The 25,485-nt window shown below is 55.9% G+C and carries 20 protein-coding genes, 1 tRNA gene and 2 pseudogenes; 13 read left to right on the top strand and 10 right to left on the bottom strand.

What is annotated here, in order from left to right; genetic code table 11:
- Positions 1-163: 163 nt before the first annotated feature.
- The 3 genes from hcp to PXT33_RS09135 form a co-directional block, all read right to left on the bottom strand.
- Positions 164-1,744 carry a hydroxylamine reductase gene (hcp, locus tag PXT33_RS09145; RefSeq protein WP_097782211.1) on the bottom strand — a complete coding sequence of 527 codons (1,581 nt, stop codon included), beginning with the start codon at positions 1,742-1,744 and terminating at the stop codon, positions 164-166.
- Between the two features lie 113 nt (positions 1,745-1,857).
- Entirely contained in the window at positions 1,858-3,210 is a 1,353-nt protein-coding gene (gene gdhA / locus PXT33_RS09140; RefSeq protein ID WP_120081501.1) for an NADP-specific glutamate dehydrogenase, read from the bottom strand.
- Positions 3,211-3,637: 427 nt separating this feature from the next.
- Positions 3,638-4,471, bottom strand: a complete 834-nt coding sequence (locus tag PXT33_RS09135; protein WP_044953699.1) for an Mrp/NBP35 family ATP-binding protein — start codon at positions 4,469-4,471, stop codon at positions 3,638-3,640.
- 197 nt (positions 4,472-4,668) lie between these two features.
- On the opposite strand from PXT33_RS09135, the gene PXT33_RS09130 reads away from it, so the two are divergent.
- The 4 genes from PXT33_RS09130 to PXT33_RS09115 all read left to right on the top strand — a co-directional run bounded on the left by PXT33_RS09130 (position 4,669) and on the right by PXT33_RS09115 (position 10,274).
- Positions 4,669-6,240, top strand: a complete 1,572-nt coding sequence (locus PXT33_RS09130) for an oligosaccharide flippase family protein (protein ID WP_332376386.1) — start codon at positions 4,669-4,671, stop codon at positions 6,238-6,240.
- 162 nt (positions 6,241-6,402) lie between these two features.
- The gene (locus PXT33_RS09125; protein WP_097782240.1) at positions 6,403-8,298 is read left to right on the top strand and encodes a nucleoside-diphosphate sugar epimerase/dehydratase; all 1,896 of its coding nucleotides are present in this window, start codon (positions 6,403-6,405) and stop codon (positions 8,296-8,298) included.
- A 272-nt stretch (positions 8,299-8,570) separates the two neighbouring features.
- Entirely contained in the window at positions 8,571-9,857 is a 1,287-nt protein-coding gene (locus PXT33_RS09120) for a diaminopimelate decarboxylase (protein WP_332376385.1), read from the top strand.
- A gap of 12 nt (positions 9,858-9,869) precedes the next feature.
- The gene (locus tag PXT33_RS09115; RefSeq protein ID WP_097775441.1) at positions 9,870-10,274 is read left to right on the top strand and encodes a hypothetical protein; all 405 of its coding nucleotides are present in this window, start codon (positions 9,870-9,872) and stop codon (positions 10,272-10,274) included.
- A gap of 50 nt (positions 10,275-10,324) precedes the next feature.
- Here PXT33_RS09115 and PXT33_RS09110 read toward each other — a convergent pair whose 3' ends face one another.
- Both PXT33_RS09110 and PXT33_RS09105 read right to left on the bottom strand, forming a co-directional pair.
- On the bottom strand, positions 10,325-10,945 hold the full coding sequence (locus PXT33_RS09110) for a CatA-like O-acetyltransferase (RefSeq protein ID WP_332376383.1): 621 nt from the start codon (positions 10,943-10,945) through the stop codon (positions 10,325-10,327).
- Entirely contained in the window at positions 10,938-11,645 is a 708-nt protein-coding gene (locus tag PXT33_RS09105) for an RNA pseudouridine synthase (RefSeq protein WP_347070299.1), read from the bottom strand. Before PXT33_RS09105 ends, PXT33_RS09110 begins: the two co-directional genes overlap by 8 nt.
- A gap of 461 nt (positions 11,646-12,106) precedes the next feature.
- Between PXT33_RS09105 and PXT33_RS09100 the strand changes: the two genes are divergently transcribed.
- The 4 genes from PXT33_RS09100 to PXT33_RS09085 all read left to right on the top strand — a co-directional run bounded on the left by PXT33_RS09100 (position 12,107) and on the right by PXT33_RS09085 (position 18,059).
- Complete coding sequence (locus PXT33_RS09100) at positions 12,107-12,826, top strand: RadC family protein (protein WP_044953632.1); 720 nt, start codon at positions 12,107-12,109, stop codon at positions 12,824-12,826.
- 111 nt (positions 12,827-12,937) lie between these two features.
- Complete coding sequence (gene uvrB, locus PXT33_RS09095) at positions 12,938-14,995, top strand: excinuclease ABC subunit UvrB (protein WP_097782207.1); 2,058 nt, start codon at positions 12,938-12,940, stop codon at positions 14,993-14,995.
- Positions 14,982-17,846 carry an excinuclease ABC subunit UvrA gene (gene uvrA, locus PXT33_RS09090; RefSeq protein ID WP_347070298.1) on the top strand — a complete coding sequence of 955 codons (2,865 nt, stop codon included), beginning with the start codon at positions 14,982-14,984 and terminating at the stop codon, positions 17,844-17,846. Before uvrB ends, uvrA begins: the two co-directional genes overlap by 14 nt.
- Positions 17,847-17,981: 135 nt before the next feature.
- Positions 17,982-18,059 (top strand) — tRNA-Pro (locus PXT33_RS09085).
- A gap of 134 nt (positions 18,060-18,193) precedes the next feature.
- Here PXT33_RS09085 and PXT33_RS09080 read toward each other — a convergent pair.
- Entirely contained in the window at positions 18,194-18,322 is a 129-nt protein-coding gene (locus PXT33_RS09080; protein WP_249259247.1) for a hypothetical protein, read from the bottom strand.
- An 82-nt stretch (positions 18,323-18,404) separates the two neighbouring features.
- Here PXT33_RS09080 and PXT33_RS09075 point away from each other — a divergent pair, with 82 nt between their 5' ends.
- The 5 genes and pseudogenes from PXT33_RS09075 (at position 18,405) to PXT33_RS09055 (ending at position 22,254) form a co-directional block, all read left to right on the top strand.
- On the top strand, positions 18,405-18,605 hold the full coding sequence (locus tag PXT33_RS09075; protein ID WP_332376380.1) for a hypothetical protein: 201 nt from the start codon (positions 18,405-18,407) through the stop codon (positions 18,603-18,605).
- A 20-nt stretch (positions 18,606-18,625) separates the two neighbouring features.
- Entirely contained in the window at positions 18,626-19,873 is a 1,248-nt protein-coding gene (locus PXT33_RS09070) for a right-handed parallel beta-helix repeat-containing protein (protein ID WP_332376379.1), read from the top strand.
- 12 nt (positions 19,874-19,885) lie between these two features.
- Positions 19,886-20,767, top strand: a complete 882-nt coding sequence (locus PXT33_RS09065) for an aldose 1-epimerase family protein (protein WP_332376377.1) — start codon at positions 19,886-19,888, stop codon at positions 20,765-20,767.
- A 75-nt stretch (positions 20,768-20,842) separates the two neighbouring features.
- A complete protein-coding gene (locus PXT33_RS09060) occupies positions 20,843-21,451 on the top strand; it encodes an HAD family phosphatase (RefSeq protein WP_302276737.1) in 609 nt (202 codons plus the stop codon).
- A 468-nt stretch (positions 21,452-21,919) separates the two neighbouring features.
- A pseudogene (locus PXT33_RS09055) lies at positions 21,920-22,254 on the top strand (hypothetical protein).
- Between the two features lie 251 nt (positions 22,255-22,505).
- Here PXT33_RS09055 and PXT33_RS09050 read toward each other — a convergent pair.
- The 4 genes and pseudogenes from PXT33_RS09050 to PXT33_RS09035 all read right to left on the bottom strand — a co-directional run.
- A complete protein-coding gene (locus tag PXT33_RS09050) occupies positions 22,506-23,003 on the bottom strand; it encodes a hypothetical protein (protein WP_097839464.1) in 498 nt (165 codons plus the stop codon).
- Positions 22,984-24,489: a DNA methylase gene (locus PXT33_RS09045; protein WP_215697275.1), complete on the bottom strand. Its 1,506-nt coding sequence runs from the start codon at positions 24,487-24,489 to the stop codon at positions 22,984-22,986. The genes PXT33_RS09050 and PXT33_RS09045 overlap by 20 nt, the downstream gene beginning before the upstream one ends.
- Before the next feature lie 19 nt (positions 24,490-24,508).
- The gene (locus PXT33_RS09040) at positions 24,509-24,796 is read right to left on the bottom strand and encodes a hypothetical protein (protein WP_332376376.1); all 288 of its coding nucleotides are present in this window, start codon (positions 24,794-24,796) and stop codon (positions 24,509-24,511) included.
- 194 nt (positions 24,797-24,990) lie between these two features.
- Positions 24,991-25,425: pseudogene (locus PXT33_RS09035) on the bottom strand (DNA methyltransferase); the annotation flags it as partial.
- Positions 25,426-25,485 lie beyond the last annotated feature (60 nt).

The raw sequence follows: 25,485 nt of genomic DNA, 5'->3' as shown, positions 1-25,485 counted from the left end.
TTACCCTTGCAGAACGCCTTTGTTCCGGTAACTATTATTATACTGAACGCTGAAAAATCTTCAAGTGACAGCTGCACCAAATATGACAACTGCTTTACACCACTTCTTGTGCGAAACGCCGCGTATGGCGGTCAGTTGTAGCTATAGTGAGAACAGTGCAGGCTCAATGTCTGCCCAGAATGGCCTGCAGGTCATTTTCCGGCGTTGTTACGGCTTTTAAATCGTACTTTTGCTGCAGGGCAGCCACAACGACCGGCGAGAGGAACGGGGGCAGGGTAGGCCCCAGCCGGATGTTCCGGATGCCCAGCGCCAGCAGCGCGATGAGGATGCACACGGCCTTCTGCTCAAACCAGCACAGCACCAGCGAGAGGGGCAGGTCGTTGACGCCGCAGCCAAAGGCGTCGGCCAGCGCCAATGCGATGCGGATGGCGCTGTAGGCGTCGTTGCACTGGCCCACGTCTAGGATGCGGGGCAGGCCGGTGCCCGGCACGGTGCCAAGGGGCAGGTCGTTCAGGCGGAACTTGCCGCAGGCCAGGGTCAGCAGGATGGTGTCGGGCGGGGTAAGGCGGGCAAACTCGGTGTAGTAGCGGCGGCTGGGCCGGGTGCCGTCGCAGCCGCCCACCAGAAAGAAGTGCCGCAGCTTACCGTCCCGCACCGCCTGCACGATCTCGTCCGCGTGCTGCAGCACGGCGGTGCGGGCAAAACCGGTGGTCACCGTGGAGCCGCCGTTCAGGCCGGGCAGCAGGGTGTCCTGCGCGTAGCCGCCCAGCTCCAGCGCCTTTTCGATCACCGGGGAAAAGTCGCGCCCTTCGTCGATGTGGGGCACGCCGGGGTAAGCCACCACCGAGGTGGTGAACACCCGGTCGGCGTAGCTGGCGCGCAGGGGCATGATGCAGTTGGTGGTGAACAGGATGGGCGCGGGGATGTCCTCGAACTCCCGCTGCTGGTTCTGCCATGCGGTGCCAAAGTTGCCCTTGAGGTGGGGGTAGCGGCGCTTCAGCTCCGGGTAGCCGTGGGCGGGCAGCATCTCCGAGTGGGTGTAGACGTTGACGCCCCGGCCTGCGGTCTGTTCCAGCAGCTGCTGTGCGTCGTAGAGGTCGTGGCCGGAAATCACGATGAACGGCCCCTTTTCAATGGTCAAGGGCACCTGCACCGGTTCCGGATCGCCAAACGCGCCGGTGTTGGCCGCGTCCAGCAGCTCCATGCAGCGGTAGCTGGCTTCTCCTGTGGCCTGCACCAGCTGCCACAGGGCGTCGGTGGTCTGGCCGGGGTCGCCCACGGCCTGCAGGGCGGTACAGAAGAACCGGTCCAGCTCCGGGTCGATGCGGCCCAGCACCCGGGCGTGGTAGTTGTAGGCGGCCATGCCCCGCAGGCTGAACAGCACAAAGCATTTCAGGCTGCGCCGGTCGGCGTCCGGTTCCCGCCAGAGGGCCTGCATGTCGTAGTCCGGGCCGGTGCCGGGGCTGGCGTCGTGCACCCGGCGGGTCAGCGCGTCCACGGCGGCGGGGTCAAAGTTCACGTTGGTAATGGTGGTGAACAGCCCCTGCATCAGCAGCCGGGCCTGTTCCGGGGTCGGGCCGCGCCCCGCCGCGATGAGCTGCCCGGCAAACGCGATGAGCGCCCCGGTGAGCCGGTCCTGTGCGGCGGCTGTCTCGGCCGACTTGCCGCACACCCCCGCTGCGCCGGTGCAGGCGGTGCAGCCCGCCGCCTGCTCACACTGAAAACAAAACATCTGCTCGTCCATACAAAACTCCCTTTCTGCCATAAGATACTGCCAGTGTGGGCAGAGCGGGGCGGGGTTATACCAAAAAAGGGCCGCGCCCGACCGGACGCAGCCCTTTGAAAATGCTATGAAATTTAGTAGGTGATGCCCTGTGCCATCATGGCGGTAGCAACCTTCAGGAAGCCGGCACAGTTTGCACCGACCATCAGGTTGCCCTCGGAACCGGCAGCCACAGATGCATCGTAGGAAGCATGGAAAATGCCCTCCATGATGCCCTTCAGCTTGGCATCGACCTCTTCAAAGGTCCAGCTCAGGCGCTCGGAGTTCTGGCTCATCTCCAGACCGGAGGTGGCCACGCCGCCTGCGTTGGAAGCCTTTGCAGGTCCGTACAGGATGCCGTTGGACAGGTAGACCTCGATGGCCTCCGGGGTGCTGGGCATGTTGGCACCCTCGCACACGACGGTGCAGCCACCCTTCACCAGAGCCTCAGCGGACTCCTTGTTGATCTCGTTCTGGGTTGCGCAGGGCAGGGCGATGTCGCAGGGGACAGTCCAGACCTTGGTGCAATCTGCAACATAGGTTACACCCTCGTGGGTCTCGGCGTACTCCTTGATGCGGCCGCGGCGCACTTCCTTCAGATCCTTGACGTAGGCCAGATCAATGCCGTTGGGATCGTAGACGTAGCCGTTGGAGTCGGACATGGTAACGACCTTGGCACCCAGCTGGGTGGCCTTCTCGCAGGCGTAGATCGCAACGTTGCCGGAACCGGAGATGACCACGGTCTTGCCCTGGAGGCTGTCGTTGCGCATGCACTTCAGAGCCTCAGCAGTGAAGTAGCACAGGCCGTAGCCGGTAGCCTCGGTGCGGGCCAGAGAGCCGCCGAAGGTCAGGCCCTTGCCGGTGAGCATGCCGCCCTGGAAGCTGTTGGTCAGGCGCTTGTACTGGCCGAACATATAGCCGACCTCACGGCCGCCGACACCGATATCACCGGCGGGGCAGTCCACGAACTGGCCGATGTGGCGGTACAGCTCGGTCATAAAGCTCTGGCAGAAGCGCATCACTTCCATGTCGCTCTTGCCGTGGGGGTCGAAGTCAGAGCCGCCCTTGCCGCCGCCCATGGGCAGGGTGGTCAGGCTGTTCTTGAAGGTCTGCTCAAAGCCGAGGAACTTCAGGATGCCCTGATTGACAGAGGGATGGAAGCGCAGGCCGCCCTTGTAGGGGCCGATGGCGCTGTTGAACTGCACACGGTAGCCGCGGTTCACCTGAACCTTGCCCTGATCGTCAACCCAAGGCACACGGAAGGTGATGATGCGCTCCGGCTCGACCAGACGCTCGATCAGAGCGGCCTTCTCGTACTCAGGGTGCTTCTCCACAACGGGCTGGATGCTCTCCAGAACCTCACGCACAGCCTGCAGGAACTCAGGCTCGTTGGCATTGCGCTTTTCCAGACCTTCGTAAACGCGCTTCAGGTATTCATTTGTCAGCATAGTAGAATACTCCTTTTCCCAATTACTCTATAAAATTTGAAAAAGACGAGACCACCCGGCCCGCCGCACAGCGGACGCGCTGCTAAAACGCTTTGGGACGATCCCGGATTTCCGTTCTTACACACCGGCCTGCTTATGGCTGCAGACCGCTTTATTATTATAAAGCATTTCTGTGGGTTTGACAATAGCGAGAAAGCAGAAAATGCTTCAAAAAAACAGATGAAAAGTTGAGACCGCTTCACAAAACGAAAAATAAAAGAAAAAAACGGCACAGAACCTTGTTTTTTAAAGCGCTGGCAGAACAAAAGAAATACGGAAAAGAACGTCTTTTCTCCATTTTGCTGCATTTCGCAGGCGCAGAAAGCCATATTTTCTGCAACCAAAAAGCCCTGCACCACGCAAACGGCACAGGGCAGAGAAACGATTTTTACTTCTTCAGCAGCTTTTCGCAGGCATCTGCGGCACCTTCCAGATATTCGCCGCCGTAGGTCTCGATCATACCGGCATCGGAAAGCGCAGCCAGCTGGGGATCGATGGGACACTTGGCCAGCACGGGCAGGCCGTGCTTTGCAGCCACCTCATCCACATGGCTCTCGCCGAACACATTGATGTGCTTGCCGCAGTCGGGACAGACGATGTAGCTCATGTTCTCCACGATGCCCAGCATGGGCACCTTCATCATCTCAGCCATGTTCACGGCCTTGGCAACGATCATGCTCACCAGCTCCTGCGGGCTTGCCACCACAACAATGCCGTCCACTGGCAGGCTCTGGAACACGGTCAGGGGCACATCACCGGTTCCCGGAGGCATGTCCACGAACAGAAAGTCCACGTCCTTCCAGACCACATCGGTCCAGAACTGCTTGACAGCACCGGCGATCACCGGGCCGCGCCACACAACGGGATCCTCCTCGTTTTCCACCAGCAGGTTGATGCTCATGACATCGATGCCCATGCGGCTCTGGATGGGCCAGCAGCCCTTGTCGTCGGCCATGGCACGGCCATGGATGCCGAACAGCTTGGGAATGGACGGGCCGGTGATGTCGGCATCCAGAATGCCGCAGTGGTAGCCACGGCGTGCCATGGCGCAGGCCAGCAGAGCGCTGGTCATGCTCTTGCCAACGCCGCCCTTGCCGGACACAACGCCAATGACTTTTTTGACGCTGCTGTTGGGGTTGGGGGCATCGTGCTTGGGCGCTGCATCGCGGGAAGAACATGCTGCTCCACAGCTGGAGCAGTCATGAGTACATTCTTCGCTCATTCTCTTTTTGCGCACGGCTGGCTCAGAGGCATTGGCCGTGTGCTTCCTCCTTAAACAGAATACGGCCATATAAAAGCCGCCCCTTTACTATACCATAAAAGCGCGCAGGAAACAACCCGCCGCGCCGCTCTGCTTTTGCATATCCTGTTCCGCCGCTTCATATGCTGGAACCGGAACATTCCGGCAGGAGGTGCGCCATGCGGCAGAGCTATTTGAAAAATGCAGCGCTGCTTACCGGCTCAGACGTGGTGCTGCGGCTGGCCGGCATGGGCCTGCGCATCTGGCTGGCAAACGAGCTGGGCGGCGAGGGGATGGGCCTTTACCAGCTGGTGCTGGCGGTGTATTCACTGTTCGTCACGCTGGCAACGGCGGGCGTTTCGGTGGCGGCTACCCGGCTCATGGCCGAGGAACTCAGCGGCCCGGCTTCCGCCCGTGGTGCAGCCCGCGGCATGCTGCGCCGTCTGCTGGCGGCAGGACTTGTGCTGGGGATGTTTGCCGCTGCACTGCAGCTGGCGACAGCGGATCTTGCGGCCCGGTTGTGGCTTGGCGATGTCCGCGCCGTCGGTGCTTTGCGCGTTTCAGCGCTGGGAATGCCATGGATGGCGGTCTCGTCGGTCCTGCGGGGCTTTTTCATCGCCCGGCGGCATGTGGCCCCCAATGTGTTCAGCCAGCTTACGGAGCAGACGGTGCGCATCGCGCTGGTGGCACTGGCGCTTACCCGCACCGAGGGCCTTGCGGTGGGCGTGCGCTGTATGCTGGTGCTGGGAGCTACCGCCGTCAGCGAAGCGGTGTCGGCGCTGTGCATGCTGGCCTTTTACCGGCGGGATGCCCGCAGTGCCTTTGCGGGGCAAAAAGCCGTCCGCCCGGCAGACCCTGCCCGCCGTCTGTGGGAGATCCTGTGGCCGGTGGAGGGTGGGCGGGTATTGGCAAGCGCCCTGCACACGGCGGAGAACATGCTGGTGCCCGCCTGCCTTGCGGTCTATCTGATCAACGCGGGCGGGCGCACCGCCGCGCTGGAGCAGTACGGAGAACTGAAAGGCATGGCTCTGCCGCTGCTTACGTTCCCATTTGGCCTGCTGGGCAGTCTTTCGGTGCTGCTGATGCCGGAGATCACGCAGGCCCACATTCTGGGCCAAACCGAACGGCTCAAAACACTTCTGGACCGGATGTTGCGGCTCACCGGCTATTTTTCCGCGCTGGCAGGGGTGCTGTTCTGGGTGTGGGGACGGCCGCTGGCACAGCTTTTGTACCAAAGTGCGGATGCCGGGTTTTATCTGGAAACGCTGGCTCCTGCCATGCCGCTGATGTATCTGGAAAGCATGGTGGACGGTGCCATGAAAGGGGTAGGAGAGCAGAAGGCGGCCTTCCGCTACAGCGTGTGGGATTCCATCCTGCGCATTGGCGGGGTGGTGGCGCTGCTGCCGCGCTTTGGCATGAAGGGCTTTTTGGCAGTGATCCTGCTTTCCAGCCTGTACACCTGTGCGGCCAACACCGGGCATCTGCTGTTTTCCAGCGGCACGCAGCATGCATTCCGCCGCTGGCTGGGTGCACCGGCACTGGCAGCTGTGCTGGCTGCGGCGGCTGGTATGGCGCTGCGGAAGCTGCTTGCGGATGGGTTTGCGGCTCGGCTGCCTTTGCAGCTGGCCGCGTTGGGCATAGGCGGCTGCGCTACCACAGGAGTGTTCCTGCTGGCGGCATGGCCGCTGGGCCTTGGAGAGGAAGCAGCCGCGCTCTGGGCTGCGCACCGGCCCGGCAGACCGAAAAAATAGAGAGAGTTTGGCAGCGGATTCAAATTTTCTGGACATTCTGCAGTGTTCTGAGTATAATATAAAGATAGGACTGTCCGGTGCGCCGGGCAGGACAGAACGCCGGAAGCTCCTTCCGGCAAAAACAGCGGCGTTTTACGCCGTGTGCAAAAAGAGGACTTTTTTGTGAAAGATAAAAAGAACACGCCGCAGGTGCTTGCGCGCCGGGCGCTGCTTGTGCTGCTGGATGCAGCCATTGTTGCATTCAGCTTTTATTTTGCGCTTCTGCTGCGGGCAGACGGAGCAGTGGAAGCTGCCTGGTGGCCGCATAACCGTGAGCTTCTGTACGAAAATCTGCCATGGATCGTGGCGGTGTACATTGCCAGCTTTCTGTTCAGCGGGCTGTACTCCGTACTGTGGAAGTATGCCGGTGAACGCGACCTGATGCGTCTGGCGGGAACGGTGGCTGTGCCTACCGTTGTCGTCTACTGTGTCAACCGTCTGTGCATCCACGGCGTGCTGTTCAACTCCGCCAACTGTATGGCGGCGGTGCTCATCTTCCTGCTGGTGGGCGGCAGCCGTCTGGCATGGCGGCTGTTCCTGAACCACCCGCTGGGCGAAAAGCTGCGCGGCGCTGCCAGCAAGGACCCCAACCGCCCGGTGATGATCGTAGGTGCAGGCGAAGCCGGTGCATGGGCCATCAACGTGTGCAAATCCAATAAGGAATATGGTCACGCGGTGGTGGCGGTGGACGATGATCCCACAAAACTCAACCAGACCATCCACGGGGTGCCGGTGAAGGGCACGCTGGAGGATATCCCGGACCTGTGCAAGCGCTACGGCATCCACAGCATCATCATCGCCATTCCTACCCTGAAGGGCAGCAAGCTGAACCATGTCATCGATCTGTGCGTCAGCACCCATTGTGCGGTGCAGCTGCTCAGTGACCCGCAGCTGGTGGGCAGCGGTACACCGCAGCAGGGAGCCTTCCGCGAGTTGAACCCGGCGGATTTCCTTTCCCGTGAGGAAGTGACGCTGGATACCGATCAGATCTCCGGCTACCTCACCGGCAAGACCGTTCTGGTCACGGGCGGCGGCGGCTCCATAGGCAGCGAACTGTGCCGTCAGGTGATGCGCTTCAAGCCCGGCAAGCTGCTTATTTTTGATATCTACGAGAACTGCGCCTATGAGCTTTTGATGGAGCTGCAGCAGAAGTACGGCCGGGATATTCCGGTAACGGTGCTCATTGGCTCCATCCGCGATAAAAAGCGTCTGGATGAGGTTTTTGAAACATATCATCCCACTGTGGTGTTCCATGCGGCAGCACACAAGCATGTGCCGCTGATGGAGGTCAGCCCTGCAGAAGCGGTCAAGAACAATGTTCTGGGCACCAAAAATCTGCTGGTGAGCGCCAGCGAACACGACGTGGAGCGGTTCGTGCAGCTTTCCACCGATAAGGCTGTGAACCCCACCAGTGTGATGGGCTGTACCAAGCGCATCTGCGAAATGCTCATCCAGACCTTTGCGGGCAACACGGATATGAAGTGTGTGGCTGTGCGTTTTGGCAATGTGCTGGGCAGCCACGGCAGCGTCATTCCGCTGTTTGAGGCCCAGATCAAAAAAGGCGGGCCTGTCACCCTGACGGACCCCAACATTGAGCGCTACTTTATGACCATTCCGGAAGCGGCCCAGCTGGTGCTGCAGGCTGGTGCGCTGGCCGAAAGCGGCAATATCTATGTGTTGGACATGGGCGAGCCGGTCAAGATCATGGATCTTGCCAAGCAGCTCATCCGCTTTTACGGCTATGAGCCGGGCGTGAATATGGAGATCAAGATCGTGGGTCTGCGTCCGGGCGAGAAGCTCTACGAAGAGCTGATGATGGACGAGGAGCAGGATAAGATGCGCCGCACCCAGCACAATAAAATTTTTGTGGCTTCGCCGCGCAGCATCGATCTGGCCGAGTTCTACGGGCAGCTGCAGGAGCTTGCCGCTGCGGCAGAGCACAACGACGAGGGTGTGGTGCAGCAGCTGGCAAAGATGATCCCGACCTTCACCCCCACCCGCCAGAATCTGAAGCTGTAAACTCCCCCAGTCTGCTGCGCAGACAGCCCCCTCAAAGAGGGAGCTTGTCCGTGCGGCAAAGCCTCCCTCTTTGAGAAAGACTTCCCCCGGCCGGGACAGATTCTCCCTGCGCCGGGGAGAAATGTCACCACAGGTGACAAAGAGAAAAACAGATGTCGCGCCAGCGACAAAAAGGAGAATGGGTGGCATCGCATCAGCGATGACGAAAGGAGTTTCTACTGATGTCACTGCGGCGATCGGCCGCGTGCATATAAAATGAGAGGGATGTTACTATGGAAAAGAAACCGTTTCTGACCGAGGCGATGGCACAGGAGATCATTCAGGATGTGCCCACGCCGTTCCATGTCTACGATGAGAAGGGCATCCGTGAAAATGCCCGCCGCATCAACAAGGCATTCAGCTGGAACAAAGGCTTCAAGGAGTATTTTGCCGTCAAGGCTCTGCCAAACCCTGTCATCCTGCAGATCCTCAAGGAGGAGGGCTGCGGCGTGGACTGCTCGTCCCTGACTGAGCTGATGCTCAGCGAGGTGTGCGGTTTCTCCGGCAGCGACATCATGTTCTCCTCCAACCAGACCCCTGTGGAGGATATGAAGAAGGCCTACGAGCTGGGCTCCTACATCAATCTGGACGATGCCACCATGGTGGAATTTCTGGAGCGTGTCGCCGGTGTGCCGGAGAACATCTTCTGCCGCTATAACCCGGGCGGCACCTTCAGTCTGGGCGAGAGCGAAGAGGGCTTTCAGGTCATGGACAAGCCCGGCGATGCCAAGTACGGCATGACCGAGGAGCAGATGATCGAAAGCTACAAGAAGCTGGCCGCCAAGGGTGCCAAGAACTTCGGCATCCACGCTTTCCTTGCTTCCAATACCATTTCCGATGAGTATTACCCGGAGCTGGCAGGTATCCTGTTCCAGCTGGCTGTCCGGGTGCAGAAGGCCACCGGTGTGCACATCGGTTATATCAACCTGTCCGGCGGTGTGGGCATCCCGTACCGCCCGGAGCAGACCGAGAACGATATCATGGCCATCGGCGAGGGTGTGCGCAAGAAGTTTGAGGAAATTCTGGTGCCCGCAGGCATGGGCGATGTGGCCATCTTTACTGAGATGGGCCGCTTTACCACCGGCCCCTACGGCGCACTGGTGGCAACTGCCATCCACGAAAAGCACATCTATAAGGAATACATCGGTCTGGATGCCTGCGCAGCCAACCTGATGCGCCCGGCCATGTACGGCGCTTACCACCACATCACCGTGCTGGGCAAGGAAAATGATCCTTGCGACCATATGTACGACGTGGTGGGCGGTCTGTGCGAGAACAACGACAAGTTTGCCATTGACCGGATGCTGCCCAAGATCGACATTGGCGACATCGTTTATATCCACGACACCGGTGCACACGGCTCTGCCATGGGCTACAACTACAACGGCAAGCTGCGCAGCGCCGAAGTGCTGCTGTGCGAGGATGGCACCCACCGTCTGATCCGCCGTGCCGAGACGCCGCGCGATTACTTTGCAACGCTGGATTTCCTGCCCCTGATGAAGCCGCTGTTTGAAGATTAAGAGGTATCATAAATGTTTTTTGGCTTTCAGCTCACCCTTGGCCTGATGATGGTATTCTACGGCTATTCGGTCATGAAAAATCCCCGTGTCTGGGGAGATCAGGGCCGCCGTGCCGTCAAAGCGGAGCACTTTGAGGAATACTGCCGCCAGAACGGCCTGTTCTTTTTGAAGGCAGGCTGCGTGGTGGCGGTGATCGGTGCGCTGGATGCGCTCATCACGCTGGATGCCCTGCTGTACGCTCTGCTGTACCTCTTCGGTCTGGCCTTCGCGTTCTATCCGCTGGTCAAATGGTGCCGCGAAAATGAGGGCTTCAGCTGGCCTTGGCCCCATGTCCAGAGCGAGAAAAAGCGCATCAAAGAGCTGCGCCGTGAACAGGAATCGCAGGAAAAGGCGGAGCAGGACTCCGACAAAAAGTAAAGAACAAAGAGAAAAACGGCTGCTGTACGGTAAAGTACAGCAGCCGTTTTTTACAATTCATCAATGCTTTTTTGAAGCTTTTGATAAAACTGCCCCAGGTGATACCCATCGATGAACCGGTGGCTCACCTCAAGGCTCATGCCCAGCGTTTCGCGGCCGTTTTCCGGTACATACTTGCCCCATGTGATGCGGGGGATGGCGTCGTCTTTGTCAAAATCCCGCTCGTTGGTGCAGCTGGTCAGATCAAACCACGGCGTGGTGGAAATGTAGATCAGCGCGTCCGTCTCGCAGTCCTGATCCAGAAAGCTCTGCTGTGCAGCGCTCTTAGCTTTTGCGGCGCAGCAGAACTCGTCCAGCGTGCCGGTCTTGGGCAGTGTGACGATGTGGAACTGCTCACTGCCGGGCTTCAGGTCGGTCAGGCTGGGGATGCGCTTATCCAGAAGCCAGACCTCGCCGTTCCGGATGGTATAGCGGAAATTCACCACGCTGTTCACGGCATCGGTCACGAGATAGCCGAGGGCATAATAAAAGGAAATGCCGCGGGCTTTGGTGTAGGCGTGGAGATTCGTCACGTCCACCCGGAAGGTGACACTGTAAAATGGCTGCGACACTCCGGAAAAGAACCGGAACAGCTCTGCCCGCGGCCACGTGGTCATGTCGATTTTATGCATGGCCGTTTTCTCCATCCGCCTTGTTTTTATCCAGCGCATCGAACTGCTTTATGATCTGCGGGTCCTTCAGCTTGACGACCTTGCCGGAGAGATAATGCAGGGTGTTTTCCTCGGGAATATCAAGGAAAGTGACCCGCACAGCGCACAGGGCCTGCGTTTTGGTGCCGGTGCGCTCGTTCATCTTGCGGTTGCCGTACTTGATGTCGCCCAGAACTGGACGGCCCAGATAGGCCAGATGTGCACGGATCTGGTGGGTACGGCCGGTGACAAGGCCGATCTTGCACAGGGCGAACGGCCCGGCGGTGCGCAGTACGTCCACGTCCGTAATGATCTGCTTGCGGCGCTCGTCCTGCGACTGATGTGCATGGATGCTTACCTTGTTGTTCTTCTCGTCGTGCTCCCACCATGCGGTGAACCGCCCGGACTGCGGGATACCCACCGTGATGGTGTAGTACTCCTTTTTGAGTAGGTCAGTGCGGATGATCTCGTTCATGTCCCGCAGGGCGGTGTAGCTCTTGGCGGCGATCACAAGGCCCTCGGTGCCGCGGTCCAGCCGGTTGCAAATGCCGGGCTTGAACCGGTTCTCGCCGTGGGGGTCGTACTCGCCTTTTTCGGCCAGATACTGGGTAAAAGCGTCCACAAGGTTTGCATCGCCGGTGCGGTCGCTATGGCACAAAAGGTGGGTGGGTTTGTACAGCACAGCAATGTTTTCGTCCTCATAAATGACATTGACCTTGGGCTGATTCTGCTTTTTTTCGGCGCGGCTTTCTGCACGGTTTTTGCGCCTTCCGGCGGGAAAAACTCGTCGTTGATGTACAGCTCGATCAGGTCGCCTGCCTGAATGCGGTACTCCGGCACGGCCTTTTTTCCGTTTACCTTCACGCGCTTATTGCGGAAGCTCTTGTACAAAAGGCTGGTGGGAAAATCGCGGGTCACGCTCTGCACAAAGCGGGAAAGACGAACGCCGTCGTCGTTGGCGGTTGCGGTATATTGTTTCATAAATGTTCCTCAATTTTCAAGAGATACCTTTATAGTAATACAGCCTTGGCTGCAAGTCAACGCGGAAACGCCCCGGATCAAAACTATTTTACCGCAAAGCCTTGAGTTCCGGGCGCAAAATGGGTACTATTATAAGGAATGAATCAGAAGGAGAGTACCGCAATGGCAGAACACAAACGGCATCAGGGACACCGCCAGCGGATGCGCGAACGGGTGCAGAACTACGGTCTGGACAGTCTGGCCGAGCACGAAGCGCTGGAATATGTGCTGTACCTCACCAACGCCCAGAAGGACACCAACGGCATCGCTCACGACCTGATCGACCGCTTTGGCGATTTTGCCGCTGTGCTGGAAGCCAGCGAGGAAGAGCTGTGCACTGTGGAGGGCGTAGGCCCGGCCACAGCCCGGATGCTGCATCTGCTGCCGGAGATTAGCCGCTACTATGGCCGCAGCCGTACCAGCACCACCCGCTGCATCAGAACTACGGAGCAGATGGGCAGCTATCTGATGGCGAAGTTTGCGTGGTCGGATTACGAGCGTGCAATGCTGGTCAGTCTGGACAGCCGTAAGCGGGTGCGCGCGGCGGTCTGGCTGCGGGAAGGCACCACCGACCGGGTAAGTCTGGACATCAAGGATGTGGTGTCTGCGGCCATCAAGGGCGGCACCGACACGGTGGTGCTCAGCCACAACCACCCCAACGGTGCGGCCTTGCCCTCCATGGAGGATCTGGAGGCCACTGGCAATATTGCCCGGGCATTGGGCCTTGTGAACATCCATCTGCTGGATCACTTCATCCTGACCGATACGGAGTATTTCTCCATGCGGGACGCAAACCGCCTGCCGATCTATGACTTTAAAACAGGTACGCTTTTCTGGCCTTGATCCGTGAAACAACAAAAAAGTGTTTACATTATAAAACTGGTGTGCTATAATCAAACCGTAAAATACAACTGATTGTGGTTCTTTGCGCGAGGGCCGGAGAGGAGAGGGAAGATGGCAGACGAAAAATTTGAACTGGTATCCTCTTACCAGCCCACCGGCGACCAGCCGCAGGCCATTGAAACACTGGTGAAAGGCGTGGAGCGGGGCGACCGTTGCCAGACCCTGCTGGGTGTTACCGGCAGCGGCAAGACCTTTACCATGGCAAATGTTATTGCAAAATGCAACCGGCCCACGCTGGTTCTGGCCCACAACAAAACGCTGGCGGCCCAGCTGTGCACCGAGTTCCGGTCGTTTTTCCCCAACAACGCGGTGGAGTATTTCGTCTCCTACTACGATTACTACCAGCCGGAAGCCTATATCCCCAGCACGGATACCTATATTGAAAAGGACAGCGCCATCAACGACGAGATCGACCGCCTGCGCCATTCGGCCACGGCGGCGCTTTCGGAGCGGCGGGATGTGATCATTGTAGCATCGGTTTCCTGCATCTACTCGCTGGGCGACCCCATCGACTACCGCAGCATGGTCATCAGCCTGCGCCCCGGCATGCAGATGGAGCGGGACGAGCTGTGCCAGAAGCTGGTCACTCTGCAATATGAGCGCAACGACGTGAATTTTGTGCGCAACAAGTTCCGTGTGCACGGCGATATCGTGGACATCTACCTTGCCTATATGAGCGAGCTTGCCATCCGTGTGGAATTTTTTGGGGACGAGATCGACCGCATTACGGAGTTCAACCCTCTCACCGGGGCCAAACAGAATGTAGTCAAGCATGTAGCCATCTTCCCGGCCAGCCACTATATCGTCAGCGCCGAGAAGAAGGCCGCAGCACTGGAAAAGATCCGCGCCGAGTGCGACGCACAGGTGAAGCAGTTCACCGCCGAGGGCAAGCTGATCGAGGCGCAGCGCATTGCCCAGCGCACCAATTACGACATTGAGATGCTCAACGAGGTGGGCATGTGCAAAGGCATCGAGAACTATTCGGCGGTGCTTTCGGGCCGTGCGCCGGGCAGTATGCCCACCACTCTGCTGGATTATTTCCCGGATGATTTTCTGCTGTTTGTGGACGAGAGCCATGTTACCCTGCCGCAGGTGCGCGCCATGTACGGCGGCGACTATGCCCGCAAAAAAACGCTGGTGGAGTACGGCTTCCGCCTGCCGTCCGCCTTCGATAACCGCCCGCTCAAGTTCGAGGAAGTGGAGTCCAAGCTGAACCAGATGATCTTCGTTTCGGCTACGCCCGGCGACTACGAGCGGCAGAACAGCACGCAGGTGGCGCAGCAGGTCATCCGGCCCACCGGCCTTTTGGACCCGCTCATTTCGGTGCGCCCGGTGGAAGGGCAGGTGGTGGATCTGTTGGGCGAGATCAATACCCGTATCCAGCGGCACGAGCGCGTTCTCGTGACCACGCTGACCAAGAAAATGGCCGAAGACCTGACCGACTACCTTACCGAACAGGGCATCAAGGTCAAGTATATGCACCACGAGGTGGATACCTTTGAGCGCATGGAGATCATCAAGGACCTGCGCCTTGGCTCCATTGATGTTGTGGTGGGCATTAACCTGCTGCGCGAGGGTCTTGACCTGCCTGAGGTGAGCCTTGTGGCCATTCTGGATGCGGATAAAGAGGGCTTCCTGCGCAGCGAGACCAGCCTGATCCAGACCATTGGCCGCGCGGCCCGCAATGCCGAGGGCCTTGTCATCATGTACGCGGATGTCGTCACCGACAGCATGGACCGCGCCATCACCGAGACCGAGCGCCGCCGCGCCATCCAGATGGCCTACAATAAAGAACATGGCATCGTGCCAAAAACCATCGTCAAGGCCATTGCAGACAGCATCGAGATCAGCGATAAAGCGGAGAACGCTAAGCTGAACACTCGCCGCATGGGCAGGATGGAGCGGGAGGCCGCCATCGAGCGCCTGACCCGTGAGATGAAGGAAGCGGCGAAGCTGCTGGAGTTTGAACACGCGGCCTTCCTGCGTGACCAGATCGACCGACTGCGCCGGGGCGAGAACCCGACGGTGGACTCTGCGGCAGAAACGGAGCGCAAACAGAATCATTCACAGACACAACGAAAAGGGAGAAAATACCTTGGCAAACGATAAGATCGTCATCAAAGGTGCCCGCGAGCACAACCTGAAAAATGTTAACCTGACCCTCCCGAGGGAAAAGCTGATCGTCATGACCGGCCTTTCCGGTTCGGGCAAGTCGAGCCTTGCGTTCGACACCATCTATGCCGACGGCCAGCGCCGCTATGTGGAAAGCCTTTCCAGCTACGCACGCATGTTTTTGGGCCGCATGGATAAGCCCGATGTGGACGAGATTACCGGCCTGTCACCGGCAATTTCCATCGACCAGAAAACCACCAGCCACAACCCGCGTTCCACCGTGGGCACCGTGACGGAGATCTACGATTATCTGCGACTTCTGTACGCCCGCGTGGGCGTGCCCCACTGCCCGGTGTGCGGGCGGGTGATCAGCCAGCAGACCGTGGACGAAATGGTGGACGCGGTACTCAAACTGGACGAAGGTGCGAAGTTTCAGGTGCTGGCTCCTGTGGTGCGCCAGCGCAAAGGCACCCAGCAGAAAGAGCTGGATGCTGCCCGCCGCGGTGGCTATGCTCGTGTGAAGATCGACGGCAACCTGTATGATCTGGACGAAGAAATCAAGCTGGAAAAGAACATCAAGCATACGGTGGAGATCGTGGTGGACCGCCTTGCCATGCGCAAGGGCATCCGGGGCCGTCTGGCAGATTCGCTGGAAACCGCGCTGGCGCTTACCGGCGGCATCGCCGAAGTGGACGTGATCGGCGGCGATTGTATGACCTTCAGCCAGAACTTTGCCTGCCCGGAGCACGGCATTTCCATCAGCGACCTGTCGCCGCGGCTCTTCTCCTTCAATAACCCGCTGGGAGCCTGCGAAAAGTGTACCGGCCTTGGCACCTTTATGCGGGTGGACGAGGAACGCATCTTGCCCAACCGGAACCTTTCCATCCGTGAGGGTGCCATCAAGGCCAGCGGCTGGTACTATGCCGAGGGGTCTGTATCCGAAATGTATTATCTGGGTCTTGGCAAAAAGTACGGATTTACGCTGGATACGCCCGTCAAAGAGATGAGCACCGAAGCTGTCAATGCGTTGCTGTACGGAACCAATGGCGAAAAAATTGAGATGCACCGCACGAATGAGTTCGGAAGCGGTGTGTACTATAATACCTTCGAGGGCATCGTGGAGAACCTTGAGCGCCGCTTCCGCGAGACCAACAGCGAGTGGATGAAGGAAGAAATCGGCAGCTTCATGTCCGGCGTGGAGTGCCCGGACTGCCACGGCAAGCGCCTGAAACCCGTGGTGCTGGCTGTGACCATCGGGGATAAGAACATCAGCGATTTCTGCGAAATGTCCATCCGGGACGAGCTGAAATTCATTGCTGAGAACGAACCGAACCTGACCGAAAAGCAGAAGCAGATCGGCGGGCAGATCATGAAGGAGATCCGGAATCGCCTGCAGTTTTTGCAGAGCGTGGGTCTGGATTATCTCACGCTGGCCCGCTCAGCAGGCACTCTTTCCGGCGGCGAGAGCCAGCGCATCCGCCTGACCACTCAAATCGGCAGTGCGCTTTCCGGCGTGCTCTATGTGCTGGACGAGCCGTCCATCGGCTTGCATCAGCGCGATAACGACAAGCTCATTGCCACCCTGAAAAATCTCCGCGACCTCGGCAACACAGTCATTGTGGTGGAGCATGATGAAGATACCATGCGCAGCGCGGATTATATCGTGGATGTAGGCCCGGGCGCAGGCGTGCATGGCGGTGAGATCGTAGCCGCTGGCAGCGTGAAGGACATCTGCAAGGCAAAGCGCAGCATCACCGGCGATTATCTCTCCGGCCGCAAACGCATTGCCGTACCGCAGACCCGCCGCACCGGCAACGGCAATTACCTTACTGTGCGGGGTGCACGGGAAAATAACCTGCGCAATATCGATGTGAAATTCCCGCTGGGAGAGTTTATCTGCGTTACCGGCATTTCCGGCTCCGGCAAGTCCAGCCTCATCAACGAAATTCTGTATAAGACGCTTGCCTGCGAGCTGAACGGTGCGCGTTCCCGCGCAGGCAAATGCGATGGGGTAGAAGGGCTGGAATTTGTGGATAAGGTCATCGGTATCGACCAGCAGCCCATTGGCCGTACGCCGCGCTCCAATCCGGCCACTTATACCGGTGTGTTCAATGATATCCGCACGGTATTCTCCCAGACACAGGATGCCAAAATGCGCGGTTACGGCCCGGGGCGTTTCAGTTTTAATGTCAAGGGCGGCCGCTGCGAAGCCTGTGAGGGCAACGGTATTCTGCAGATCGAGATGCACTTCCTGCCGGATGTGTATGTGCCCTGCGAGGTATGCAAGGGGGCGCGTTACAACCGCGAAACGCTGGAAGTGAAGTATAAGGAAAAGACCATCTCCGATGTGCTGAACATGACCGTGGAGGAAGCAGTGGTATTCTTTTCCAACCAGCCCAAGATCGCCCGCAAACTGCAGACCCTGTTGGACGTGGGTCTTGGTTATGTAACACTGGGCCAGAGCGCCACCACCCTTTCCGGCGGCGAAGCACAGCGCGTGAAGCTGGCCAATGAGTTGGCCCGCCGCAGCACTGGCAAGACCGTGTATATTCTGGACGAGCCTACTACCGGCCTGCATATTGCAGATGTGCACCGCCTGATCGAGGTGCTGCAGAAGCTGGTAGATGCGGGCAACACGGTTATTGTCATCGAGCACAATCTGGATCTTATCAAGTGCGCCGACCATATCATTGACCTTGGCCCTGAAGGCGGCAGCGCAGGCGGCGAGATCGTGGCCGAAGGCACGCCGGAACAGGTGGCAGAGGTGCCGGGCAGCTTTACCGGCCAGTATCTGAAACCGCTTTTGGAAAAAGACAAGCTCCTGCAAGAAAAAGAGCAAAATAAATAAAGCGCGTACTTTCGCAAAAATCAGACTTTTTACGAAAAAAGCAAAGAAAATTGTAAAAATCTGTTGACAAAACTGCTGTATCTGAGTATAATATCTCATGTCGCCACGCTTCGGTAGGGAAGCGGCGGTCGATATCCGGGTGTAGCGCAGTTTTGGTAGCGCGCTTGAATGGGGTTCAAGAGGCCGTGAGTTCGATTCTCGCCACTCGGACCATAAATCCAACGATTTCACGTTAGAAATCGTTGGATTTTTTTGTTTATAAGCTGGCCTCATTTGGTTTTGACCACAATTTTGACCACAATGCCAAAGATTTTATCTGGTCTAATTAGTGCCGTTCCGTCCAATTTTCAGGCCGAAAATGCCTCGCTGAACAACTGGATCGCACTCTGCCGAATGGATTCCTGAACATGGAGATAATGCTCAGTCATTTCGGTATCGGCATGGCCTACGATGCTCTGGATGGTCTGAATATCCACGCCCAACGCCTGCATGGATTATTTCACGCGGAAACACACAAGCGTAATTGATATCTATGTGGAACTCGAAAGCCGTGAATACATGGGTGAATTCATCGAGTTTATGCGTGATTCCGGATTGAGCATGAGCAACCTACAAATGGAGCCGGACTATCTTGGTACAAACTCCATCAACAGTGTCGCGTTTGTGGTTACGGTGCGCAGCCTTGAACACCGCCCACACGACAGCATGATCGACACCCTGCGGCACATCCCTCATTTGAAATTTATCGAAGAACTTTAATTTGTATAAGGAAAATTCTTATGACAAGAACAAAAAGACTTTTGGCTTCGGCATTTTTGATGCTGAGTTGTATCCTTTTTACCGCGTGCAGCCAGAACAAAGAAGTGGACTTCGTGAAAAAATATAAAGTCGATTTAAGCTCGACTTCTGACATCACTGAAACACTTCAAAAAGCAATTGATGAACTGCCCGATGGCGGCGTGCTGTTTTTGCAGGACGGAACATATCAGCTGGCAGGTCATATTGTTTTCAAAGAAAACATGACCTTCAAGATGAGTGACAATGCGGTTCTGTTGAATTGCAGCCAGGATAAAAATCCTATGATGGCCTATAATCACCCCTATAAACACAATAAGGCTGAAGGCAACAGCAATATCATCATCGAAGGTGGCATCTGGGATATGAACGGTCAGCTGGATGAATCCGGAACGCCCAAAAATCTTCCCAATGCGGAGTCCATCAACGCTCTTGGCATCGGTTACGGAAGCAATATCACGATCCGCAATATTACTTTCCGGGATTGCTACAACGGACACGTGATTCAGGTTGCTGGCTCGGACAATGTTCTGATTGAAAACTGCCGTTTTGAAGGTCAGTCCTTCCGTGGAAGCGGCGACAAAACGCGCGAGCTTCTTCAAATCGAACCCGGTACGGTAAAGGGCTATCCCTATACGCTGGTGCAGAACAAAGCTCCCTCTACGAATGTCACGATTCGCAACTGTTATTTTGGTGGCAGTGAAAACACGCCGCACTATATGGCGGCCATCGGAACACACTCTCAGCAGGCAGGCGTGAAATGCTCTGATATCGTGATTGAGGACTGCACCTTTGACAACGCCGCCTATACCGCTATCCATTTTATGGCCTATGACCGTATCACCATTCGCAACAACAATTTCACTATTACTTCGGACTCGGAGCAGATCGACCGTTATGGGATTCTGGCCGACACCTACGGTTCGTTTATTGACCCGACAGGTGCAGAAAGCACAACGGACTTTACCATCGAAGGCAACACCTTTGATGTCAGCGACCCCAATGCGACCGTTCTGGAAATCACTACAAACAACAAATCGCCCAAGCACATCAAAAATGTCACCATCAAGGACAACACCCTGAAAGCCGTGAATGGCGGAAAAGCAATCGACCTGTATCTTTTGGACAATTGTACTATCAGCGGAAACACGATTGAAGGATTTGAACGACCCATTGTCGCAAATTCTTGTGACGAGCAGTTCATATCGGATACGGATATTGTTACAGAATAATGGAGGCAGTTTATGCAAACGATCATCAGCAATGAATTTCTGACCGTGACAATTGATACGCATGGTGCAGAGGTTGTCAGTGTAAAAAATAGCAAAGGTGAAGAGCTTATCTGGCAGGCTGACCCTGCTATTTGGGATCGTCATTCTCCAGTATTGTTTCCGTGGGCTGGACGACTTGCCAATGGTGAATTGGTTCATAACGGGAAGCACTATAGCGGTGGACAGCATGGTTTTATTCGTGATCTGGAGCATATCTTAAAGCAGAATAACGGAATTTCTGCTCAACTGATGTTCCGAGCAGATGAAGAAACGAAAACTCTGCGATTTCCGTTTGATTTTGAATTCACAAGTGTTTTCACTCTTGACGGGCATACGCTCCACCATGAAGTCCATGTGAAAAACTGCGGCGACGAGAATATGCGGTGTGGAATTGGCTTTCATCCGGGATTTAATATTCCGTTTGATGAAAACCACACAACTACGGATTATGAGATTCGGTTTGAGCAAGAGGAAAGCCCAATCATTCTGGATTGTCTTCCTCATGGTCTGCTCTCTGGAAAAAGTTTTTATCAATGGAAAAATACGCAGGCGATTCCACTGACGGATACGCTGTTTGATAATGATAGTTTTTGTCTCGCCGGACTCCGTTCCAAAACGATTGGAATATATGAAAAGAATTCTGAGCGAAAAATCATCTGCGATATTTCGGAATATCCGTATACGCTACTTTGGAGTGCACCTACGAAACCTATGCGATTTATCTGCATTGAGCCGTGGCAGAGTCTCCCAGCTGCAGAGACTGACACCTCCGAGTGGAATGAACATGCGGCAGCGGCTTGCATCGCTCCCAATGAAAGCTACTCTATAACATTACATACAACATTTGAAAGATAAATAGAAGGTCGTTGTATGAACTGTGAAATAAGGTGGCAGTCATAAACCAACTGGTAAAACAGGAAGGGTATATTCGTGATAAAAAATATTGTTTTTGATATGGGAAACGTTCTGGTTCGGTTTGACCCGGAGCTGTTTATGGACCGCTATTCCCTCACCGGCGAGGATCGCAAGCTGATCCGCAACGAGGTATTTCGCTCGGTGGAGTGGACCATGCTGGACCGGGGCGTCATCGACGAGGAGATCGCAGAGCAGCGCATCCTGCCCCGCCTGCCGGAGCGTTTGCACGATGCAGCCCGTGGGCTGATCGAAAAGTGGGACGACCCCATTGTGCCGGTGGAGGGAATGCTGGAGCTTTTGCAGGCACTGAAAGCAAAGGGCTACCGGCTCTACCTGCTTTCCAATGCTGCCACCCGTCAGCCCATCTACTGGGCACGGGCAGAGGCCAGCAAGCTGATGGACGGTGCCCTGATCTCCGCAGAGGCCAAGCTGCTAAAGCCCGACCCGCAGATCTACCGCACCTTCCTGCGCAAGTTCGCCCTTCGCCCGGAGGAATGCGTCTTTATTGACGATACGCCCATCAACGTAGAGGGTGCACTCTACGAAAATATGGCAGGCATCGTGTTCAACATGGATGTTCCTGCCCTTGCCGAGAGCCTGTGCACTCTGGGCGTGGAATGGTAATATCCCATTTGGAGAAATGATTATGATGGTCTGGATTGGTTTGATACTTTTGATTTGTGCTGGATTCTCTGCTTATGCGGGGGCATCCCAGTTGGAACAGGCAAAACAACATGCGAAGTGTTCTTTGGACGCTTTTACCAAGCGAAGAAATGGGGTAAGTTGTATTTGTCTGTCAATCCTGTTCGTGATCCTTGGGGTAGCTATCAACCTATGACGGTGCATTTCTCCCATCCCCATTTGCTTCTTCCAAAGCCTGTCTGATGGGATTGCTGCTGAACCCTCATAGCGATAGTCCATCGGTGGTTTTGAAAGATAAATATTCCTTCATTTTGTCACTGCATCACAGCAGCAATAAGAGCGGAACCTTGCAAAAGGCTCCGCTCTTATTGTTTAAGAAAGTATTGCATTTCGAGACGGAAAGAATATACTTATATTAGCTCAATTCCAATACTAGATGGAGGGACTATTATGGCTAGACCAAAAGGAAGCAAGAATGCAGTGCGTACCAAGAAAGCAAATGTTGACTATTCGGCTATTGTTGCTGAAAAGACTACTGCCAAGGAACAAATTGAAACTGAGATTGCCGCATTATCTGACAACATTAGCGTACTGAAAGAGCAGTTGAAAAGCAAAAAATCTGCGCTGAAGGTTGCAGTAAAGGAACTTTCTAAAGCAGAGGCAAAAAAGGTTGCAGCCGAAAAAAGGCCGCAGAAGAATCCAAAAAGGCCGAAGCGGAATCCGTATTGAAAAAGCTGCTTGCCAGCGGTATGTCTGCCGATGAAATTGTTGCCAAGCTCCAGTAAACTTTTATGGGAGCCAGCAAGCGAATCTGTCCGAACTGCGGACGTAAAATGAAGCAGCAGTTTACAGGGCTGTTCCATTGCAAGTGTGGGACAAGCTGGAAACGTGACATAGGCTTCTTTGAACGCACTCCAGACATGGTGTTCTCACTGGAACGCAAAAAGGTCGGAAATAAAATCAAACAGTTGCCGACGATACGCCATAAGTAAGCAAGACCACCAGCCGTTTTTTCGACTGGTGGCCTTTTTTGTGCTTAATCCTCTGTAATGCCGAGATATTGGTCAATCTCCATGATGCTTTCCCCACTGATCTCAACTAGATCTTCAAAGGGCACTACGGTTTCGCCCATCTGCAAGGTGCGGAACACTGGGTCGATGCGGTCCGCTTTTCCGGTCAGCGTGATGTAGTTGCCCACTGCGGGAATCTCCGGGTGGGCGGTATCCTCTTTGAAATACCGCACTGTGATGGTCATGCCCTTGGTGACCTGCATCAGCCGATCGGACAGAGCCGACATTTCTTCCTCGGTCAAAATGCGCTTGGTCACCCGCTCGGTGCGCTGCTTTTCTGCGGCAAGCTGCTCATCATAACCACGCAAGGCTGCAAAGGGAGAGAAAATCTTTGCCCGGTTCTGCAAGGTCATGCGGGGATGCTTGCGAAGGGATTCTTCGGTCTGGGGGCGTTCCATCTCTATGATGTCCCCATACTTTTGGGCAGTCTCTTGTCCGATCTTGCTATTTTTGTAGTTTTCCATCCGAACCTCCCGCGCTGTGCCCGCCGATCTGCGCGTTGCGCTGGCGCATGGTGGCACCTTCCTCGTAGCTGCTGGCTTTCAGTACGGCATTTTTGCCGTACTTGTTCTTGATGCCCAGCATGGCTTGCTGGAGTTTTTTCTCCTTTTCCAGCTTCTTGGTGTCGGTAAAAAAGTCCACCTGATAGATGCCCTCGTCCGGCGTGACCTTGTTGGCATTGATGGTAATGCGCCGCACCGTCAGCGCAGGGTTAGTAATGCGCTCAAACAGCTTTGCGCTTTCGTTGATGATGGTGCTGCCTAGATTGGTAGGAGCGTCGAACCGGACGGTGCCGTGTGCCGCTTTGGGGATGATTCTGCCGTAGCGGTCGGTCTGGGTCAGACCACGATAGCCACCCTTGTCCACGTTCTCCCGGTCGTAGCCCACCTCCAAGGTGATGGATTCCGTCACCAGCTTCTTTTCGGTGAGCCGGAACATCAAAATCTCCGCCATCTCCCGGACGATGAGCTTTGCTTTATTGTTGGGGTAGGGGCAGGTCAGAACCTGTCCCTCGCTGATGCTGTTGGTGCTGGGCTTGTAACTTTTGATCTCAGCCATACCGCAGGGTTCATAGCCCCATGCGTGGTCGATGAGAATTTCCGCATCCACGCCAAAAATCTTATACAGACGATCTTCTCCGTGGATAGAAAACCGTGCCAAATCCCCCATGGTGTAGATGCCGTGGGCTTCCAGCCGTTTGACGGTACCGGGACCGGTCATCCAAAAATCCGTCAGGGGGCGGTGGTTCCACAGCAGATACCGGTAGGACTGCTCATCCAGCTCCGCAATGCGGACACCATCCTTGTCCGCCGGGATGTGCTTTGCCACGATGTCCATGGCCAGCTTTGCAAGGTAGAGGTTGGTGCCGATGCCTGCCGTTGCGGTGATGCCGGTGTTGTACAGCACCTCCCGCACCATGGTCATGGCAAGCTCGTGGGCGCTCATGTGGTAGTAGGGCAGATAGCCCGTCACATCAATGAAAACCTCGTCAATGGAGTAGGGGTAGATATCCGCCGGGGACACATATTTGAGGTAGGTCTTGTAGATTTGGGTGGACACATCCAGATACCGCTGCATCCGGGGCGGCGCAACGATGTAGCTCAACCCCAGTGCAGGGTCTGCGTTCAGGGCGTTGGCATCGAATGAGGTGCTGGCAAAGTGGTATTTTCCATCCTCTCCCCGGACTGCCTTTTTCTGCCGGATGGCAGTTTGCAGCCGCTGAGCATTGACCTCTTTCACCCGCTGAACGGCTTCAAACAGCCGCGCTCTGCCGGGTATCTTATATGCCTTTAAGGAGGGCGATACCGCAAGGCAGATAGTCTTTTCGGTGCGGGAGGCGTCCGCCACCACCAAATTGGTGGTCAGGGGGTCGAGATGACGGTCTACGCACTCCACCGAGGCATAGAAGCTTTTCAGGTCGATTGCCAGAAAGGTGCGTTGCGCTGCCATGATTCAGCCCTCCTCTGTGTTATTTGGTTTCCACCTCCACGAACCACCGGCCGAACCGGGAGGGAAACCGTGAGTCGGAACGCTCGAAAAACAGGTGCCGTTCCTGTCCTTTTACCATTACAGTATAACAGTCGCCGGGCATATCGGCAATGGTATTTGCAGGGCGAAAGTCCCGCACCTGCTCGATGGGATACGTCCGACCATCGCCCCATGTGATCTGCCGGGGCTGCATATAGCCGGTTGCATCAAAATCAGAGTTCACCTTCACATAGACCTTTTCTGTTTTACGGCGGCAGTTCCGATTCATTCCTTACAGCTCCTTTGCAAAAGTCACAACTATTTATCTTATTATAATAAATCTTTACGCTGTTTTCAAGATGATACGGCTATTTTGTCTGTGATTCAGACAACGAAAAAGAGTGACAGTATTTCAAATCGAAACACTGTCACTCTTTTTCTTGTTTACAGTTTTCCCAGAATCTTCAAAAACTCATCAAACCGATAGAGTTCATTATCATCAATGCTGATGAAAATCACGCCATCATCTGCCAACAGCTTTTGAAGCAGCATCAGCCGGGGATACATCATGCAGAGCCACTTATCGTGACGGGTCAGGTCCTCGCCCTCTTTGCCCACCACTTCCCCCAGCCATTTCTGGATGTGGGGGTCGCTGACATTATCGTTGTAGCACCAGCCCTCGTTGCCGGTGTTGTAGGGCGGGTCAATATAGATGCACTTCACCTTGCCCTCATACTGCGGCAACAGGGCTTTCAGTGCTTCAAGATTATCGCCGTGGATGATCATGTTCTCACTGCCGTTGTTTTCGATATGCTGCCCCTGCTCATCAAAACTGTATTGCCGCTCCAGCTCCCGGAAGGGAACTTCCTGATGATGGTTCACGACTTTATTTTTACCGATCCATTCCAAGGTTGGCATGGCGTTTTTCTCCAATCTAAAAATTTCAAACTGCGGACAAAAAGGACGCATTGTTGTGGC

The organism is Faecalibacterium taiwanense, from assembly GCF_036632915.2.
Taxonomy (GTDB): domain Bacteria; phylum Bacillota; class Clostridia; order Oscillospirales; family Ruminococcaceae; genus Faecalibacterium; species Faecalibacterium taiwanense.
The sequence above is the reverse complement of the archived record's forward strand: the minus strand, read 5'-3'. Positions and strand labels throughout refer to the sequence as shown.